14 protein-coding genes are annotated in these 15,758 nt (G+C 70.7%); 8 read left to right on the forward strand and 6 right to left on the reverse strand.

Going from position 1 to position 15,758, the window contains the following annotated elements:
• The first annotated feature begins 456 nt into the window (after positions 1 to 456).
• Both AB0B90_RS16450 and AB0B90_RS16455 read left to right on the forward strand, forming a co-directional pair.
• Positions 457 to 1,143, forward strand: coding sequence for a hypothetical protein (locus AB0B90_RS16450; protein ID WP_350941770.1), 687 nt, complete (start codon positions 457 to 459; stop codon positions 1,141 to 1,143).
• 21 nt (positions 1,144 to 1,164) lie between these two features.
• Positions 1,165 to 1,881: a hypothetical protein gene (locus AB0B90_RS16455; RefSeq protein ID WP_350941769.1), complete on the forward strand. Its 717-nt coding sequence runs from the start codon at positions 1,165 to 1,167 to the stop codon at positions 1,879 to 1,881.
• On the opposite strand, the gene AB0B90_RS16460 is transcribed toward AB0B90_RS16455, so the two are convergent.
• Positions 1,878 to 2,906 (reverse strand): SURF1 family protein, encoded by a 1,029-nt coding sequence (locus AB0B90_RS16460; RefSeq protein WP_362923174.1) that lies wholly within the window; start codon positions 2,904 to 2,906, stop codon positions 1,878 to 1,880. The genes AB0B90_RS16455 and AB0B90_RS16460 overlap by 4 nt on opposite strands.
• Before the next feature lie 231 nt (positions 2,907 to 3,137).
• Between AB0B90_RS16460 and AB0B90_RS16465 the strand changes: the two genes are divergently transcribed.
• Positions 3,138 to 3,788 (forward strand): VC0807 family protein, encoded by a 651-nt coding sequence (locus AB0B90_RS16465; RefSeq protein ID WP_362923176.1) that lies wholly within the window; start codon positions 3,138 to 3,140, stop codon positions 3,786 to 3,788.
• Here AB0B90_RS16465 and AB0B90_RS16470 read toward each other — a convergent pair.
• Complete coding sequence (locus tag AB0B90_RS16470) at positions 3,745 to 4,311, reverse strand: helix-turn-helix domain-containing protein (protein WP_362923178.1); 567 nt, start codon at positions 4,309 to 4,311, stop codon at positions 3,745 to 3,747. The two genes, AB0B90_RS16465 and AB0B90_RS16470, sit on opposite strands and share 44 nt — an antisense overlap.
• An 88-nt stretch (positions 4,312 to 4,399) precedes the next feature.
• Between AB0B90_RS16470 and AB0B90_RS16475 the strand changes: the two genes are divergently transcribed.
• On the forward strand, positions 4,400 to 5,068 hold the full coding sequence (locus AB0B90_RS16475) for a GNAT family N-acetyltransferase (RefSeq protein ID WP_350941764.1): 669 nt from the start codon (positions 4,400 to 4,402) through the stop codon (positions 5,066 to 5,068).
• A gap of 322 nt (positions 5,069 to 5,390) precedes the next feature.
• Positions 5,391 to 5,987 (forward strand): TetR/AcrR family transcriptional regulator, encoded by a 597-nt coding sequence (locus AB0B90_RS16480; protein ID WP_350941762.1) that lies wholly within the window; start codon positions 5,391 to 5,393, stop codon positions 5,985 to 5,987.
• A gap of 61 nt (positions 5,988 to 6,048) precedes the next feature.
• Here AB0B90_RS16480 and AB0B90_RS16485 read toward each other — a convergent pair whose 3' ends face one another.
• Positions 6,049 to 6,360: a hypothetical protein gene (locus AB0B90_RS16485; RefSeq protein ID WP_350941761.1), complete on the reverse strand. Its 312-nt coding sequence runs from the start codon at positions 6,358 to 6,360 to the stop codon at positions 6,049 to 6,051.
• Positions 6,361 to 6,500: 140 nt separating this feature from the next.
• Between AB0B90_RS16485 and AB0B90_RS16490 the strand changes: the two genes are divergently transcribed.
• On the forward strand, positions 6,501 to 7,967 hold the full coding sequence (locus AB0B90_RS16490; protein WP_350941760.1) for a class I SAM-dependent methyltransferase: 1,467 nt from the start codon (positions 6,501 to 6,503) through the stop codon (positions 7,965 to 7,967).
• Positions 7,968 to 8,281: 314 nt separating this feature from the next.
• Here the strand turns inward: AB0B90_RS16490 and AB0B90_RS16495 are convergent, their stop codons facing one another.
• The gene (locus tag AB0B90_RS16495; RefSeq protein WP_362923181.1) at positions 8,282 to 11,371 is read right to left on the reverse strand and encodes a BTAD domain-containing putative transcriptional regulator; all 3,090 of its coding nucleotides are present in this window, start codon (positions 11,369 to 11,371) and stop codon (positions 8,282 to 8,284) included.
• Between the two features lie 305 nt (positions 11,372 to 11,676).
• Here AB0B90_RS16495 and AB0B90_RS16500 point away from each other — a divergent pair, with 305 nt between their 5' ends.
• Positions 11,677 to 12,162, forward strand: coding sequence for a hypothetical protein (locus tag AB0B90_RS16500; RefSeq protein ID WP_362923183.1), 486 nt, complete (start codon positions 11,677 to 11,679; stop codon positions 12,160 to 12,162).
• Between the two features lie 279 nt (positions 12,163 to 12,441).
• On the opposite strand, the gene AB0B90_RS16505 is transcribed toward AB0B90_RS16500, so the two are convergent.
• Positions 12,442 to 13,086 (reverse strand): GNAT family protein, encoded by a 645-nt coding sequence (locus AB0B90_RS16505; protein ID WP_350941757.1) that lies wholly within the window; start codon positions 13,084 to 13,086, stop codon positions 12,442 to 12,444.
• Between the two features lie 173 nt (positions 13,087 to 13,259).
• Entirely contained in the window at positions 13,260 to 14,540 is a 1,281-nt protein-coding gene (locus AB0B90_RS16510) for a pyridoxal phosphate-dependent aminotransferase (protein ID WP_350941756.1), read from the reverse strand.
• A 180-nt stretch (positions 14,541 to 14,720) separates the two neighbouring features.
• On the opposite strand from AB0B90_RS16510, the gene AB0B90_RS16515 reads away from it, so the two are divergent.
• The gene (locus AB0B90_RS16515; protein ID WP_350941755.1) at positions 14,721 to 15,707 is read left to right on the forward strand and encodes a LysR family transcriptional regulator; all 987 of its coding nucleotides are present in this window, start codon (positions 14,721 to 14,723) and stop codon (positions 15,705 to 15,707) included.
• Positions 15,708 to 15,758 lie beyond the last annotated feature (51 nt).

A 15,758-nucleotide genomic window follows, 5' to 3' on the forward strand; every position in this document is an offset into this window, starting at 1 on the left:
CTCGTGACGTCTTCTGCGATGTCCCCATCACGCCTTTTATGACGCTCCGTAACTGCCTTCCGCGACACTCGCCGCGACCGTTTTCACGGTGCCTCCCGACCGTCCCGCGTGGCGCCTCCCCAGCCGTCCCGCGCGGCCACCTCCCGCGGTGTCCTGTGTCGCGGCCCGGGACCACCCGAGGGGGGTGGAGGGCGGCCCCGGGACGGGCCCGCCGGAAGGGTGCCGCCCGTGGCGGGCCCGGGGGTGCGCCTACCCAGGGATCGCCCCGGTATCAGGATTTTTCATAAGTTGATACTTGAGGGGAAAAATGCTCTTTTTGTCCATATTCAAGGTTCGTGGGCGAGAACCCCGCACGTCCCCGCCGCATGGCGGGAGTCGTACACCCGCGCGAGCCCGACCCGCCGTTTAGTCTATGCAGCGGCGGGCCTCGCCTGATGGGGGCCGATGGGGGCGGGGATGCGAGTGGTGATTCCGGCACGGGACGACATCCCGTACGTCGCGCGGGTGGCGCTGCTGTTCGTGCTCGCGCTCTCCACGGTGATCGTCCACATCAACCAGGCTCCTCCCCTGCGACCCGCGGTCGAACTCCTGGCGGACCTGCGGGCGGGCGAGGTGACGAAGATCGTCTACGACGGCAACTGGCCCGCCTACGGCACGCTGACCTGGTCGCACGGGCCGCTCTCCTGGAGTCAGGCCCGTTTCGACCAGCCGGACGACGTCTGGGATCCCCAGACCACCCGCCTCGTCCCCGAGGCCCTGGAACGCCGCCAGGAGGCTTTCATGGCACAGGTGCGCGCCGTCGCCGATCCCTCGGTGGAGATCGTGCGCACCGACGGCTTCAGGGCACTGGCGGGCTCGCCCGCCTACGGACGGTGGTGGGAGCCGTTCGCCCCGGTGGCGGTGGCGGCGGAGATCCTGGCCTGGCTGCTCATGCTGGCCCGGCCGAACCCCCGCTACGCCAGCCGCTGGGCGTGGTTCTGGATGTTTCTCACCGGCGGCTCGCTGCTCTACGTCCTGCTGGAGCCGAGACCCCTGTGGCGGGCTCCGTACGAGGCGCTGCCCGCGCCGGCCAGGATCGACGGGACACGCGGGTTCGTGATCGCGGTGGCGCTCCTTTTCGGCCTGTCGATGGTGAACGCGTGATCGTAAAGTAGAAATAAAGGTATGACCCGTGAAACGCCGGAGGTCCGTCGCGGCTGGCGGATCGCCGGGTTGGCCGTCCGTTCGGTTCTCCTGATCGTTCTGGCCCTCGGCGTCCTGATCACCGTGCTGAGCGTCGCCCCCCTGCCGGGGACGCGGGCCGAGCTCCGCGCCGCGGCCGCGGCCGACCGCGTCTCCCTCGTCGAGTACGACGAATACGCCACGGGAGAGGGACGGAGCGGCGTGATCTCCTACGTCCTCTGGGCCCAGGGCCCGCTGCTCTGGCGCGAGATCAGGCTGGAGCCGCCCGCGGAGGGTTCGCCCGCCTACACGTGGGCGGAACTGAGGAAGGACCTGGGGTCGAGCCAGGCCATGGTGATCGAGCGGGTCCACTCCGGCGGGGCGGCATGGGTGCCCGGCTGGGTCATCGACATGCCGGGGGCAGTCGGCGGCCCGTGGTTGATGGGGAGCTGGATACTCGCGTTTCTGATCATGCTCGGCTCGACGCCCCGGCTGGGCAACCGATGGGCCTGGCTCTGGCTCTTCACCGTCGGGCAGGTGGGCGCGCTCCTGTTCCTGCTGCTCGAACCCCGCCCGCTCTGGTTCGCGGCCGGGCGACGTCCCGCGCCGCGCGAGCGGCTGGGCGGCGGCCGGGGCTTCCTGCTGGCGATCGGAGTCGGTCTGCTCTCCCTCGGCCTGGTGTCGGCCTTCGGCTCCCTGCTGAACCTCGTCGGAAACTAGGCGCGGAGGTCGGCGGACTCGCCGGACGGGGAGGACACGGCGGACTCGCCGGGCCGGGAGGACGCAGCGGGTTCGGCGGACTCTGCGGAGTCGTCGGGCGAGGAGGGCTCGTCGGAGGAGTCGTCGGGCGCGGAGGACCTTCCTGGGGGCCCCGGGGACACCGAGGACACCGAGGGCGCTGCGGACCTGGAGGGTGCGTCCGGCCCGGGTTCTCCGTCTCCGGGCTCGCCCGGCCCGGGTTCGCCGGGTGTCGTCGCGGCCGCCTTGAGGTCGGCGGCCTCCCTGCGGATCAGCAGGACCCAGCCGCCGATCGCGACCCCGATGAACAACCACCACTGCACGCCGTAGGCCAGGTTGAGGCCGCCCCCCTCGCCGACGTCCGGCGCGGGGACGGGCGCGGGAGCGACGGCGGCCGCGGGCGACTGCTCGATCAGGTCGACGTAGCCGCCGAGGAGCCGGTACGGCAGGCCGCGTCCGATCGCCTCGGTGTTGATCAGCAGGACCTGCCCCGCGGGCAGGCCCGCCCGGTCGCGGATGCCGGAGGTCTCCTCGGTCTCGGTGGGACGTAGCCTGCCGGTGACAGTCACCTCACCCGAGGAGGGCGCGGGGACCTCGGGGAGGGCGTCGGCGGTGCTGCCCGCCCTGACCCAGCCACGGTTCACCAGCACGCCGGTGCCGTCCGCCGTGACCAGCGGGGTCAGCACGTAGAAGCCGACCGCCTTGTCCTGGACGCGGCGCCGGACCAGGAGTTGGGCGCCGGCGTCGTACGTCCCCTTGGTCAGGACGGTGCGGTATTTGTCCTGCGTGGAGACGGTGCCGCCGGGTGAGGTGAGCTCTTCCACGGCGACGGGGGCGGCGGCGAGGTTGCCGGTGATCTGGTGGCTGCTGGTGGATCTCTCCTCGAAACGCCCGAACTGCCACTGGCCGAGCAGCACGAAAGCGGGGATGACCAGCAGCACCACCACGTGGAGAGCGAGCCATCGGGGAGTCAGCAGGAACCGGTACACGTCATCAAGAGTAGGCACCGGGGGCATCGCCCTGCCCTCCGACTGCCCTCCGACTGCCCTCCGACTGCCCTCCGACTGCCCTCCGAGTGGGCCTCCGGGGATGGCCGGATACGCCTTGGGGCGTAGTAAAGTTCCCGGGACCGCCTGATCCTCGGATGTCAGGAAAGCTCACCGGACACTTCGGGCATCGCATACGGTCGTCTGAGTTTTCCCCTCGGGATGTTCCATCACCTCCGGAGCCCGCCCCTGATGACCGTGCTCATGCCCGCCCCCCCGGCTCCGCTCGTACTCCCCCGCATCGGGGTCCTGCTGCGGCACGCCGTCCCCAGGGTGTTCGAGAGCATGATCCTTCCCGTTCTCGTCTTCTACGTCGCGTTGGTCTTCACCAACGCGAACGGCGCGCTGGCTGTGGCGGCGGCGTGGGTCTACGGCGGCGTCGCCTGGCGGTTGGTGAAGGGCGGTGAGGCCCCGGGCACGCTGCTGCTGGCGGCGGGCACGATCACCGTGAGGGTTGCGCTGACGCTGGCGACGGGCAACCCCATCGTGTTCTTCCTGCAGCCCTGCCTCGGAGTGTTCTGCGTGAGCATGGGTTTTCTGCTCACCGCGCCGCTGCGGAGGCCGCTGATCCGGCGGGTGGTGGCCGACCTCGTGCCGCTGACCGACCAGGTGATGGAGCATCCTCGGATGCGCCGCTTCTTCGTGTCGCAGTCGGTGCTGTGGGGCTGCGCGCAACTGCTGAACGGTGCGCTGAGCCTGTGGCTGCTGCTCAGCCAGACTCTGGAGACCTATCTCCTGGTGCGCACCTCCGCGGTCGCGGTGCTGCTCGGCGGTGTGGCGCTGGTCTCGGTGCTCAGCTTCAGGCACTGCCTGCGGAGGCTGGAGACGACGCGGGGGACGTGACCTGTGGAGGCTTCGGCACCGGGTCCGGAGACGCGGGGGCTGTGGTGCGAAGGCGCGCTCCGGGACCGGGCACCGGAGTGACCTCTCTCGGGCCGGACACCTCGTGCCCTTCCGCGCACCGGAAGTGCTGTTCGACCAGGGCGCCGCAGTCGCGGTGGGTGATGCGCAGCGGCGGTCCCGCGGCGTCGCTGAGATACCGGTCGCCCCACCACATCAGGGCCATCAAAGTCGGATAGAGGTCGAGCCCCATCTGGGTCAGCCGGTATTCGTCGCGCTGCCGCTGGCCGGGCTCGCGGTAGGGGACCTTGCGCAGCAGCCCTTCCTCCACCAGCCGGGTCAGCCGGGCGCTGAGCACCTGCCTGGGCGCTCCCGTGGCGGCCTGCATGTCGGCGAAGCGCCGAACGCCGCCGAACGCCTCACGCAGCACCAGGAACGTCCACTTCTCGCCGACGACGCCCAGGGCACGTTCGATGGAGCAGTTGTCCATCCGCAGGGGCAGTTCGCCGGGAGTCGCCGCATTCATGTGCGAATCGTAAGTCGCCATCGCACCACCTCCAACGTTGGTCTAAGTCTAGTTGACATACTCAGGTGTGCTGCGAGACTCTGAGTTCATGATGCGAACTCAGCTGGTGCCGGCGGGTGGCGTACCGGGGTCCGCCGGTATCCCGGTCGAGTGCGGGAACGTCACCCAGGGGGCCGGGGGCATCCTCGCCGCATCCGGGCACGTCACACGGGAGGCCGGAGCGGGCACGGCCGCATCCGGGGACGTGTCCGGGAGTGTCGGGGCGGCCTCGGGGGACGTCGCGGTGCTGTCGGAGGCCGCCGTGGAGATCCGGCCCGCGCGGCCGGGCGACGAGGAGGGGATCCGCCGCTTCCTCGGAGGGCTGTCGCCGCGCACGCGGGCGCTGAGGTTCTTCGCCGGGATGAGCCGCCCGAGTGCGAGCTTCGTCAGGACGCTGCTCGCGGTGGACGAGCGGCGCGACGCCCTGCTCGCCGTGCGGGGCAACGTTCTCGTCGGGCACGCGATGAGCTGTCGGGGCGAGAAGGTCGACGTCGAGATCGCCGTGGTGGTGAGCGACGAGTGGCAGGGGATGGGGATCGGCTCCCGGCTCATCCGGACCCTGATGCGCCGCGCGGAGGCGAGGGGCGCCGTGACGGTGGGGATGGACGTGCTCGGGGACAACCGCGAGGTCCTGTCCATGGTCCGCGGGATGTGGCCGGAGGCGACCATGCGAGCCTCCTGCGGCATGGTCGAGGTGACCGCGCCGGTTCTCCGTTGAACGCCACCTCTGGCCGGTCCTCGTGCGGGTCGTACCGGGGTTCGCCGTACGGGTTCGGCGCCGAACTCTTACGGCCGATTCCCATGTGAGCGGGGTGTTCGGGCTCGACGGTGACGGCGGCGCCGAACTCTTACGGCCGATTCCCGTGCCGGCCCCACCGGGATTCGCCGGACGGAGGCCCCTGGTCGGGAGGTATGGGAGCACGGGTGGCCGGGCGCCGGGACGACGACGCGGCCCCGAGGGCGGGCGGTATGATCGACATGGTCCAAGCCGGGTTCCGGGCAGTTTGCGGAACAAGGTTCTGTTGCCTCACCATGGATCCGTGAAGACCGCCAAGAACGGACGCGACGGCCGCACCAGGATCGTCGAGGGGGCTCTCCGCCGATTCAGCCAGGACGGTGTCTCGGCCACCACCCTGGCGAGCCTCCGCGAGGAGAGCGGCGTCAGCGTCGGCAGTTTCTACCACCACTTCGCCAGCAAGGAACACGTCTTCGGCGTCCTGTACGCGGAGACCCTGCACATGTACCAGGAGGCGTTCCTCGCCGAACTCCAGCGTCACGAGAGCGCTCGGGGAGGCATCGAGGCCATCGTCGCCATGCACATGTCCTGGAGCGGCGAGCACCGCGAGCGGGCGCACCTGCTCATCAGCGAGCGGCCGCCCAGGCGCGACGAGCCGGGCGGCACCGAGGTGTCGGAGTCGCGCAGGGCGTTCTTCAGGAAGGTCTCCGAGTGGTGGCGTCCGCACATGAAGGACGGCCTGCTCCAGCCCGTTCACCCGACGATGTGCTACGTGCTCTGGCTGGGGCCGGCCACCGAGATGTGCCGTCTGTGGTTCGCCGGCGCGCACCAGCCCACCCCCGACGAGATCAGCGGTCTCTGTGACGCGGCCTGGCAGAGCCTGAGGCAGCGAAACCCCTGAGGTCGTGGCGCCGCCGATACTCCGGCCCGGATCACGGGGGCTTTTCCGGGCCGGAGCGGTATCAGCGCGCCCCCACCAGTTGACGCGTCCGCGTCGACACCCGCCAGACGTCCTCGTCCAGTGAGATGTCCAGCCGAAGGTCCTGACGCCGGCGCCGCAGGCCGGGCACCAGCACCCGGTCGGACACGTCGAACCCGCCACGCCGGGCGTAGCCGAACCCCAGTTCTCCGGGAAAGACCCGTAACTCATCCCGATTGCCGCACCGCGGGCAGGTCCATGCGACCAGGTCCTTGCCACGGTGGTAGTCGTGGCAGGCGCGGAAGTATTCGTCGGGGTGGAAACGGGTCTCGCAGGCGAAACAGGGGATCAACATCAAGGATCCTTTGAAGCGTGTGGTGCGGCTACCAAGAAGTACCGCTTATCGCTTGAAGTCCGCTTGCAGAACGCTTACCTCGGTGGGTAACAGTCTCATCACCGGGAGCGTTCGGACGTGCCCGATGCGAAGATTGCCCCGTGAACGATCTGCCTGGCCGGCTCAGAGGGCTGCTGCTCGACACCGGCTACACCATCGACGGCGTCCGCGAGCGTCTCGGCGGCGTCGCCGCCACCGCGCTCTCCCGCGAGGAGACGGTGCCCGCCCTGCGCGCCACCGCGGAAGGTGACCCGCTCGCCACCCTGATCCGACTGTGGTGGCTCGGCGTCCCCGTGGAGGCGAGACGGGTGCCGACGGCCCTGCCCGTGGAGGAACTGGCCGTCGCGGGCCTGGTGACCGTCGAGGGCGACCGGGTCACCTCTGCGGTCCACCTGCAGCCCTGGGACACCGCCGCCGACGCCCCCGGCGGCTACGTCGTCTCCGACCGCAAGGTGAGGCCGGGAGACCCGGCCCTGAGCCCGTACCACGTCGTCGGCGCGGGCGGCGCCTCGGCGAACCTCGCCCAGCTCGCCTCCCGCCGTCCCGTCGGGCGTGCCCTGGACCTGGGGACCGGGTGCGGGGTGCAGGTCCTCCACCTGGCCGGCAGGGCGGAGGAGATCACGGCCACCGATGTCAACCCGCGCGCGCTGGAACTGGCCCGTCTCAGCTGGGCGCTGTCCGGGATCGTCGACGTCGACGTCCGGCTGGGCTCCCTGTTCGACCCCGTCGAGGGGGACCACTTCGACCTGGTCGTCTCCAACCCGCCGTTCGTGATCTCCCCGGCCGGCCGGTTCACCTACCGCGAGTCCGGCTTCCACGCCGACGGCTTCTGCCGTGATCTCGTACGGGGCGTGCCTCGTCACCTCGCGCCCGGCGGCACCTGCCACCTGCTGGCGAACTGGCTGCACGTCGACGGGGAGGACTGGCGCGACCGGGTGGGCGGCTGGCTCACCGGGACCGGTTGTGACGGCTGGGTGGTGCAGCGTGACGTCCAGGATCCCGCCGAGTACGTCGAGCTGTGGCTGAGGGACGCCGCGGAGCAGGGCACCCCGCGCTACCGCGAACTCTACGATAACTGGCTCGGCTGGTTCGAGGCCGCGAACGTCACCGGGATCGGCTTCGGCTGGATCACGCTGAACGACTCCGGGAGTCTCGATCCTGTCGTGCGGGTGGAGGAGTACGGGGGGCCGGTGGAACTGCCGGTCGGTGGATATGTGGACGAGGTGCTCGGTGCGATCGCCGCAGCGCACCGGCTGAGTGACGCCGAGTTGCTCGGCTCCAGGCTCGCGGTGGCCGAGGGGGTGCTGGAGGAGAGGATCGGCCCGCCGGGTGCGGAGGACCCGGCGCGGATCGTTCTCAGGCAGAGCGGGGGGCTGCGTCGCAGGGCTGTGGTCGGGACCGTGGAAGCCGCGCTCGCGGGGGTCTGCGACGGTGATTATCCACTGGATCCGCTGCTCGCCGCGATCGCGGAACTGACCGGCGAGGACCACGATGACCTGCGGACAAAGGCCCCCGCGGCTCTTCGCCCGCTGATCGCGGAGGGGTTTTTCCACATATCCACAGGGTGACTGTCCACAGCCTGTGGATATCGTCGCTATCACTTGTCAATCGGATGGCAAACGCCGTGGGCGAAGCTCTGGCCGTGGGGCACGGACCCGGGGGGTGAAGGGTCCGTGCCACGTCCGGCCGACCGTCACAGTGAGGCGGCCGACCCGCGGGCGACGCACCGGATGACCGGGCCCCCTACGCGTCGCCCGGGTCAGACGGCCGGCCGGACCTCCACACCCGCCCCGAAACACGGGGTCCGACTTCGAGGGGAACACCGGTGATCAACCACGTCTGGATGACGCGTCTCGACGACGACCTGTACGACGGCCTGGGATCAGCTGTCGACCTGGTCGCGCTCCAGCAGAAGACGCAGATCCTCGGCCTCGGGCGCTCCGAGCCTGCCGAACAGGTCGTAGGCGCGTTCGAGGCAGCCCCGGCCACGCCCGACCTCGCCGAGCCCGTTGAGCGCGGTGCCTAGCACCGCCAGGGCCTGCGCCTCGCCGTACGGGTGACCGATCTCCCGGCTCACGGTGAGCGCCTGCTCCGCGTGACGGGCCGCGTCGGTGAAACGGCCCGCGTTGATGAAAGTCTCGGCGAGCCGGGAGCAGACCCGCTGTTCCCAGACTCGTTGCCTGCTGGCCCTGAAGAAGGCGAGGCACTCGGCGTGGTGGTGGACCGCCTCGTTCAGCCGGCCGACCCGCGACAGGATCATCCCCAGGTGGTAGCGGGCCCTCGCGGTGCCCGCGCTGGAGCCCATCTCGATGAACAGGGCGAGCCCCTGCTCGGCGGCGGCGATGGCCTCCTTCGGCTGCTTCAGGAACAGGTGGTCGCGGGCGGAGTAGCTGAGCGTCAGCGCCTCCCCGCCCCGCGCCCCGACCTCTCTGAACGCCTCGCGCGCCGAGTCGAACCAGGCCAGGGCCTCCGCGTGGCGGCGCCGGCGCCCGGCCACGACGGCGAGCGCGTTGAGCGCCTCGCCGGTGACGATGCGATCGCCTCCGGCCGACAGCTCCAGCGCCGTACGGAACTCCTCCTCCGCCTCGGCGAGCCGGTTCGCGCCGAACAGCACCCGCCCGAGCACGTAGCGGCAACGTAGCTCGCTGGAGACGGCGCCGAGCCGCCGCGCGACGGCCAGCATGTCCCTCGTCCGGCCCTCGAACTCGCGGGCGTGGCTCCCCGACTCCAGCAGCGGCTCCATCGCGAGCAGCAGGTCGGCCCCCGGCAGCAGGTCGCCGGCCTCGTCCGCGCAGGTCACCTGGGCGATCGACGCGAACAGCGACTCCGCCTCCACCGACAGCCAGGCCACCGCCTCGTCGGCGGAGGCGAAGACGTGACCGGTCCCCGTGACTCCCAGCAGGTCGGCCATCGTGCTGCCCTCGTAGGCGAGGCGGTGCGCCGAGCGCGCGGACGCCAGGTAGAAGTCGAGCAGCCGGCGCAGTGCCGCCTCGCTCTCCCCGCCGACGGTCACGCTCACACCGGATCCGCGCCGCTCGCCCCGCCTCGTCTCGCCCGCGGCGCAGCTCTCCTCGGCCGCGTTCTCGGTCCGTTCCGCGACACGGCGGGCGAAGAGTTTGAGCAGGTCGTGGAAGCGGTAGCGGCCGGGGGCCGGGGCTTCGAGCAGGCTGGCGTCCACCAGGGACTCAAGGAGGTCCTCGGTGTCCATCGGGTCCAGCGCGAGCAACCCGGCGGCGGCCCCGATCGAGATGTCCGGGCCTCCCGGCAGGGAGAGCAGCCGGAACGCGCGGGCCTGGGCGGGGGTGAGCTGGCCGTACCCGAGAGCGAAGGTCGACTCCACCGCGAGGTTGCCCACGCGCATCTCGTCCAGGCGGCGGCGCTCGTCGGCGAGCCGGGGCACCAGGGAGGCGACCGTCCAGGACGGTCTGGCCGCGAGGCGCGCCGCCACGATCCGCACCGCGAGCGGCAGGAAGCCGCAGGCGGCGACCACGTCCATGGTGGCGGCGCGCTCGGCCTCCACCCTCTCCACGCCGGCGACGATGCCGAACAGCGCGAGGGCCTCCTCCGGCTCCATGACATCCAGGTCGATCAGCCTGGCCGAGGCCAGGTCGGCGAGCTTGCCCCGGCTGGTCACGATCGCCGCGCACCCGGCGGAGCCGGGGAGCAACTCGCTCACCTGGTCGGCGTCGCGGGCGTTGTCGAGCAGCACGAGCATCCGCCGGTCGGCGAGGAGCGAGCGGAACAGCGCGGACCGCTCGGCCAGGCCGTCGGGGATGGCGTCGGCGGGCAGGCCGAGCCCGCGGAGGAAGGCCGCGAGCACCGACTCGGGCGCGGTCGGCTCCTCGCCGTATCCGCGCAGGTCGGCGTAGAGCTGACCGTCGGGGAACAGGTCGTGCATCGCGTGGGCGACGTGCACGGCGAGGGCCGTCTTGCCCACACCGCCGATACCGGAGATGGCCGCCACCGGCACGCCCTCGGAGCCGCCACCGGACGACAGCAGCGCGCGGAGCCGCGCGATGATCTGGCGGCGGCCGGTGAAGTCGTTCACGGCGGCGGGCAGCTGCGCCGGTCGCGGCAGCTCCGGGGGCGTCGCCGTCGCCCTCGCGGGCTCCGGATCCGGCTCGGGGGTTTCCTGCGCGGACGGTGCCGTGACCTCGTCGGCTCCGGCGGGGACGGGCCGGGTCGGCGTGAGGGCCGGGTCACCGGTGAGGATGCGCTGGTGCATGCTCGTCAGGTCGGAGCCCGGCTCGATGCCCAGTTCCTCGATCAGCGTGGCGCGGGTGTCGGCGAAGGCCGCGAGCGCCTCCGCGCTGCGCCCGCACCGGTGGTAGGCGAGCATCAGCTGGGCTCGGAGCCGCTCGCGCAGCGGGTGGTCGGCGGTGAGCGCGATCAGCTCGGACAGCACGTCGGCGTGCCTGCCCAGCTCCAGGTCGAGGTCCATCAGGACCTCGAGCACGCTCATCCGGCGCTCGGCGAGCCGTCCGCGCTGGTGCTCGGCGTACGGGCCGACGGCTCCGGCGAGCGGGTCGCCGGTGTACAGCGCCAGACTCGCACGCAGGCTCTCCGCGGCCCGGGCCAGGGCGCCCTCGCGGCGCGCCGCCTCGGCCTCCTGGACGCCGCGTTCGAAGAGGAGCAGGTCGAAGGAGTTGTCGTTCAGCCGCAGCGCGTAGCCTCTGCCGACGGAGGTGAGCAGCTCGGGACGGGTGCGCGGGGACCTGCCGGGCTCCAGCACCGTGCGCAGCCGGGAGACGTAGGTGCGCAGGGCGCCGAGCGCGCGGGGCGGGGCGTCGTCTCCCCAGATCGCGTCGATCATCTCGGCCGGAGTGATCGCCCGACCCTCCCTGAGCAGGAGCATCGCCAGGATGGAACGTTGCAGTGGGGTGCCCAGATCGAGCTCGGAGCCGTCGCGCCATGCCTGGACAGGACCGAGCACGGCGAACCGCAGTCCGTCTCCGCTGCCCTGAACAGCCATTTCCCGAATCTCCGCCCAAAGGAAAGTTTTATGGCCAAATGATAGATCCTCCGTCGCTTCCCTCGTAGGCGGAGGGTTGGTTGTTCGCCGGGACGTTGATTGCACGTCAATCGGCCGTTGAGCCCTGCGGCGGATGCTTGGCGCTGTCGGGCATGGCCCCATACGGGGGCGGCCGTGCCCGACATGTCAGCGGATTGCAGGCATGGATAAAGGCTCTGTAAGTGCGATGCAGGCATGCGCGCCTATCAATGAGCCATGGCTCCTGAAGAAAGAAAGGAGCCGCACCCCTCAAGGAGAGAACCATCATGCGCCGCTCGATCAGCAAACTTCTCGGTCTCGCCGCCGCCACCGCCGTTGTCGCGATCGGCGTTCCCGCCCTCGCCTCCCCCGCCTCCGCCTCCGCCACTCTCACCGCCTCAAGCGGCTACGACGCGGAGCCCTGGGGCTACTACTACTCCAAGTACTACGACGACTCCCGCGCCAAGGCGAGGGGGAGCGTGTGGGTCGACGGGGCCGACCGCCTCCACGTCCAGGGCAGGCTCTACGACAAGTACTCGCCGAGCCGGCTCTGCGGCTACGCCCAGTTCAAGTTCGAGAACCACGACGGCGACGAGGATTACACCTGGGCGCGCAAGTGCGGCACCAGCGGCTACCAGAACTTCCACTACGTCGCGGACGAGGTCGACAACCTGCAGGTCAGGGTCTGCTACTGGGACAGGCACCAGGCCAGGAAGACGCTGTGCGGTAAGTGGAACTACATCTACGAGGTCGACTCCGACGACGAGGAGTGACCCAGAGGTCTTCGGCGAACCCATCCGGTAGCCCGTACCGGTGGTATCCATATACCAGCGTCCTCCCCCGCCCGCGATCTCCGCTCGACCCGGTGATCATGTGAGCCGCGACTCGCGTACGGCACCGGACGAACACCAGGCCCGCCCGAAAATTCGGGCGGGCCTTTTGTTCCTTTAAGTGACCAAAGTGCTATTTGCAATGTTTTGCTCTGGTTATATAACTATGGCCTTTTCGGTCAACCGTTCTCCTCGTATTCCCGCACCTGTCGGGCGTCCGTCTCACGCGGCCTGGGCGAGGCCCATCCGCGCGTGCATCCGTTCTCGGACGACCGGCCATTCCGCGCTCAAGATCGAGTAGTACGCGGTATCTCGGACCGTGTCGTCGGCGCCTCGGCTCTCCGCCCGCCGCACACCGTCGAGGTGTGCGCCGAGGGCTTCGATGGCGGCCCGGGAGCGTACGTTCCGTATGTCGGCCTTGAGGGTTATGCGGTGGACCTGCCAGGTCTCGAAGGCGAGGGAGAGCATCAGATACTTGCTCTCGCGGTTGATACCGGTTCCCTGCGCGGAGGCGGAGAGCCAGGTGTAACCGATGTCCGCCACGGACGGGACATCGCCCACCGCCCCACGAGCGCCCGGCGGCCAGGGCATGGGCCCCTGCCAGTACTCCAGGTGCATGAGACGGGTGGCACCGACCACGCGATCGGTGTGAAGCCACCGGATGGCGAAGGGCATCGTGCGGCCCTCCGCCTGCTCAGCCAGAGCGGCCTCCACATAGGAGACCATCTCGTCCCGGCCATTGGGGACACGAGTGAAGGTATAGGTGGAACGGTCTTCACTCGCCGCGGCGACGAGGTCGTCGACGACCGCGAGGCTGAGCGGTTCCAGGCGCACGAGGCGCCCGGACAGGGTGACGAAAGCGTGCATGAGCACATCATGGGGGCTCCTCACCACGCCTGATGCCAAACAGTGCGAGACATCTTGGTGAGCATCGGGGGACGTCCGTGACGGGTGGGCCCCTCCACGGAGAAATCGCAGGTGGGAGCCGCTGAAACCCCGTGGAGAACCCGTCGCGGGAACCCTCCCGCGACGGGGTGCGATCACCCCGTCGCGGGAGCCGTGACGAGCGGGAGACGCACGGGGGAGCGAGATGCCCGACGCGTCGCGCGCAGGGCGGTCAGCGCCTCGCTCAGATCATCCAGCGAGGCCGAGATCCAGGGCAACTCCAGGGGGTCCGCGGCGTCGAGCGCGGCGAGCCGCAGCGACGTCGTCTCGCCGTACAGAAGGCTCGTCGCCACCCGCACCCGCAGGGCTTCGGGGTCGTCACCGAAGGCGTGGCCGGGAAGCACGCCGACACCGTGCCGGTCGAGCAGGTACGCGGCCAGGTCGGCGGAGGAGGCGAAGTCGAGCCCGGTGAAGTCGGGGTAGAGGTAGAAACCGCCCTGAGGCGCGTCCACCCGCACCCCCGCGCGGACGAACCGCTCGTACACCGCCCGCGCCACCGCGCCGTGCAGCTCACGGCTCCGGTCCACCCGCTCGACGAGCTCCGGCGGCTCGGTGTAGGCGTACGCCGCCGCCTGCTGGACCGGCGCGGCGGGACTGGACCAGATCTCGCTCGCCACCGCGAGGAGCCGGTCGCGCAGCAGCGGTGACGGGAGGCGGGCCACGCCGATCCGCCAACCGCCCAGGGCGAGGCTCTTGCTGAGCCCACTGGTGATCACGGTCCGCTCGGGGGCGACGTCGGCCGGGCTGAGGAAAGCGGTGGCCGGGGAGTGGACCAGGTCGCGGTAGATCTCGTCGGAGACGATCGTCAGATCGAGCTCGCGGGCGACCTCGGCGATCCGCCGGATCGTGGACGCTTTGGCCAGCGTGCCGGCGGGGTTGTCGGGAAGCGTGACCAGCAGTGAGCGCACGTCGCGCCCCTGGGCGCGGGCGCGCCTCACCGCCGCGGCCACACGCTCGGGGTCCGGCACCCCACCCTCGCCGTGGGGCGTCGGAACGAGCAGGGAACGCGCTCCGACCAGCTCGGTCTGGGCGGCGTAGCTGACCCAGCTCGGCATCGGCAGCACGATGTCGCCGCCGATCGCCAGCAGCAGGCCGTACAGCAGGGGCTTGCTTCCCGGACCACAGACCACCAGGTCGGGATCGGTGGGCAGGTGACGCCGTGACCAGTAACCGGCGGCCGCCTCGCGCAGCGCGGGCGCGCCGGCGACCGGTCCGTACCCGTTGAGGCCGGACGCCGCGATCAGCCGCTCGCGCAGGGCCGGATGAACGGGCAGGCCCGCCTCACCGAAGGCCAGGTGCAGCACGCGCTCACCTGCGCGCCGTCTTCGTTCGATGTCCTCGTTGGCCGCCAGGGTGGCGGAAAGGGTGACGCTCATCGCGGGGTCCTTACCTCGTCGCGGAACACCACGAAAACGCTACGGAGCGCGACAGAGCGCGGCAGAACGCAGCGGTACGTCGTGGTCGTCTGTGGAACGTTGTGGAACGTCTTCAAGCCTGCTGGGATGGACGGCATCAGGACAAGCTTCGGTTGTCGTGGGTGGGCGTAAGGAAAACTGATGCTTGATTTACGCAGGCTCGCGCTGATCTGTGAGTTCGCCCGTCGTGGCAGCATCGCGGCCACCGCGGCCTCCCTGGGCTACAGTCCTTCGGCGGTCTCGCAGCAACTCGCGGCGCTGGAGCGCCAGGCGGGAGCCGTGCTCATCGACAGGACCGCGAGGAGCGCGGAGCTGACCGACGCGGGGCGCCGCCTGGTCGAGCACGCCGAGCGCATCCTGGCCATGGTGGAGAGCGCGGAGTCGGACCTGTCGGCACAGGCCGCGACCCCGTCGGGGCGGGTCACCGTGACCGCCTTCCCGACCGCCGCGGTGGCCTTCGCGCCCGCGCTCGCCAGGACGCTGCGACGGCACGACGAGCTCACCCTGCGGATGGGACAGGCCCGCTCGGGACGCGGCATGCGCGAGGTGCAGTCGGGCGAGGTGGACATCGCCCTGGTCGACGACTGGTACGGCCGGATGCGCGAGCCCGACACGATGCGGGTCTTCCCGCTGCTGCGCGACCCGCTGGTGCTCGTGGTGCCGCGCAGGCACAGGCTCGCCTCCCCCGACGTCCCCGTCGACCTGTGGGATCTGCGCGACGAGCCCTGGATGGCCACTCCGGACGGTGAGCCCTCCCGGCTGGCGGTGGACAGGCTGATGGCCGACGTCGGCGGGCACCGGCCGGTGACCTGGGAGTTCGAAGGGCTGGGCACGATCATCGGCCTCGTCGCCAAGGGCATCGGCATCGCGGCCGTCCCCGCCCTGGCGCTGGCCGCGGGGGTCCGCGGCATCGCCGTCCGCCGGTTTCCCGGTCCGCCGGTCGGCCGGGTCGTGTACGCCGTGGCTCGATCGTCCAGCGTCCACCGCCCCGCGGTGTCCGTCACCCTCAGGGCCGTCCACGTCGCCGCGCGACTCCTCGCCGCCGACCTGGAGGGGGTCGAGCCGGCGTCCAGGGAGGGTCCGGACTCCGAAGGTCTGTCCGGTGTGAGGCTTGGAGGTGATGCCTGACCGGACTTCGAAGGCCCGGGCGGGTGTGACGCTCGAAGGTGATGCCTGACC

Origin of the sequence: Streptosporangium sp. NPDC049078, assembly GCF_040648855.1 — a bacterium.
GTDB lineage: Bacteria > Actinomycetota > Actinomycetes > Streptosporangiales > Streptosporangiaceae > Streptosporangium.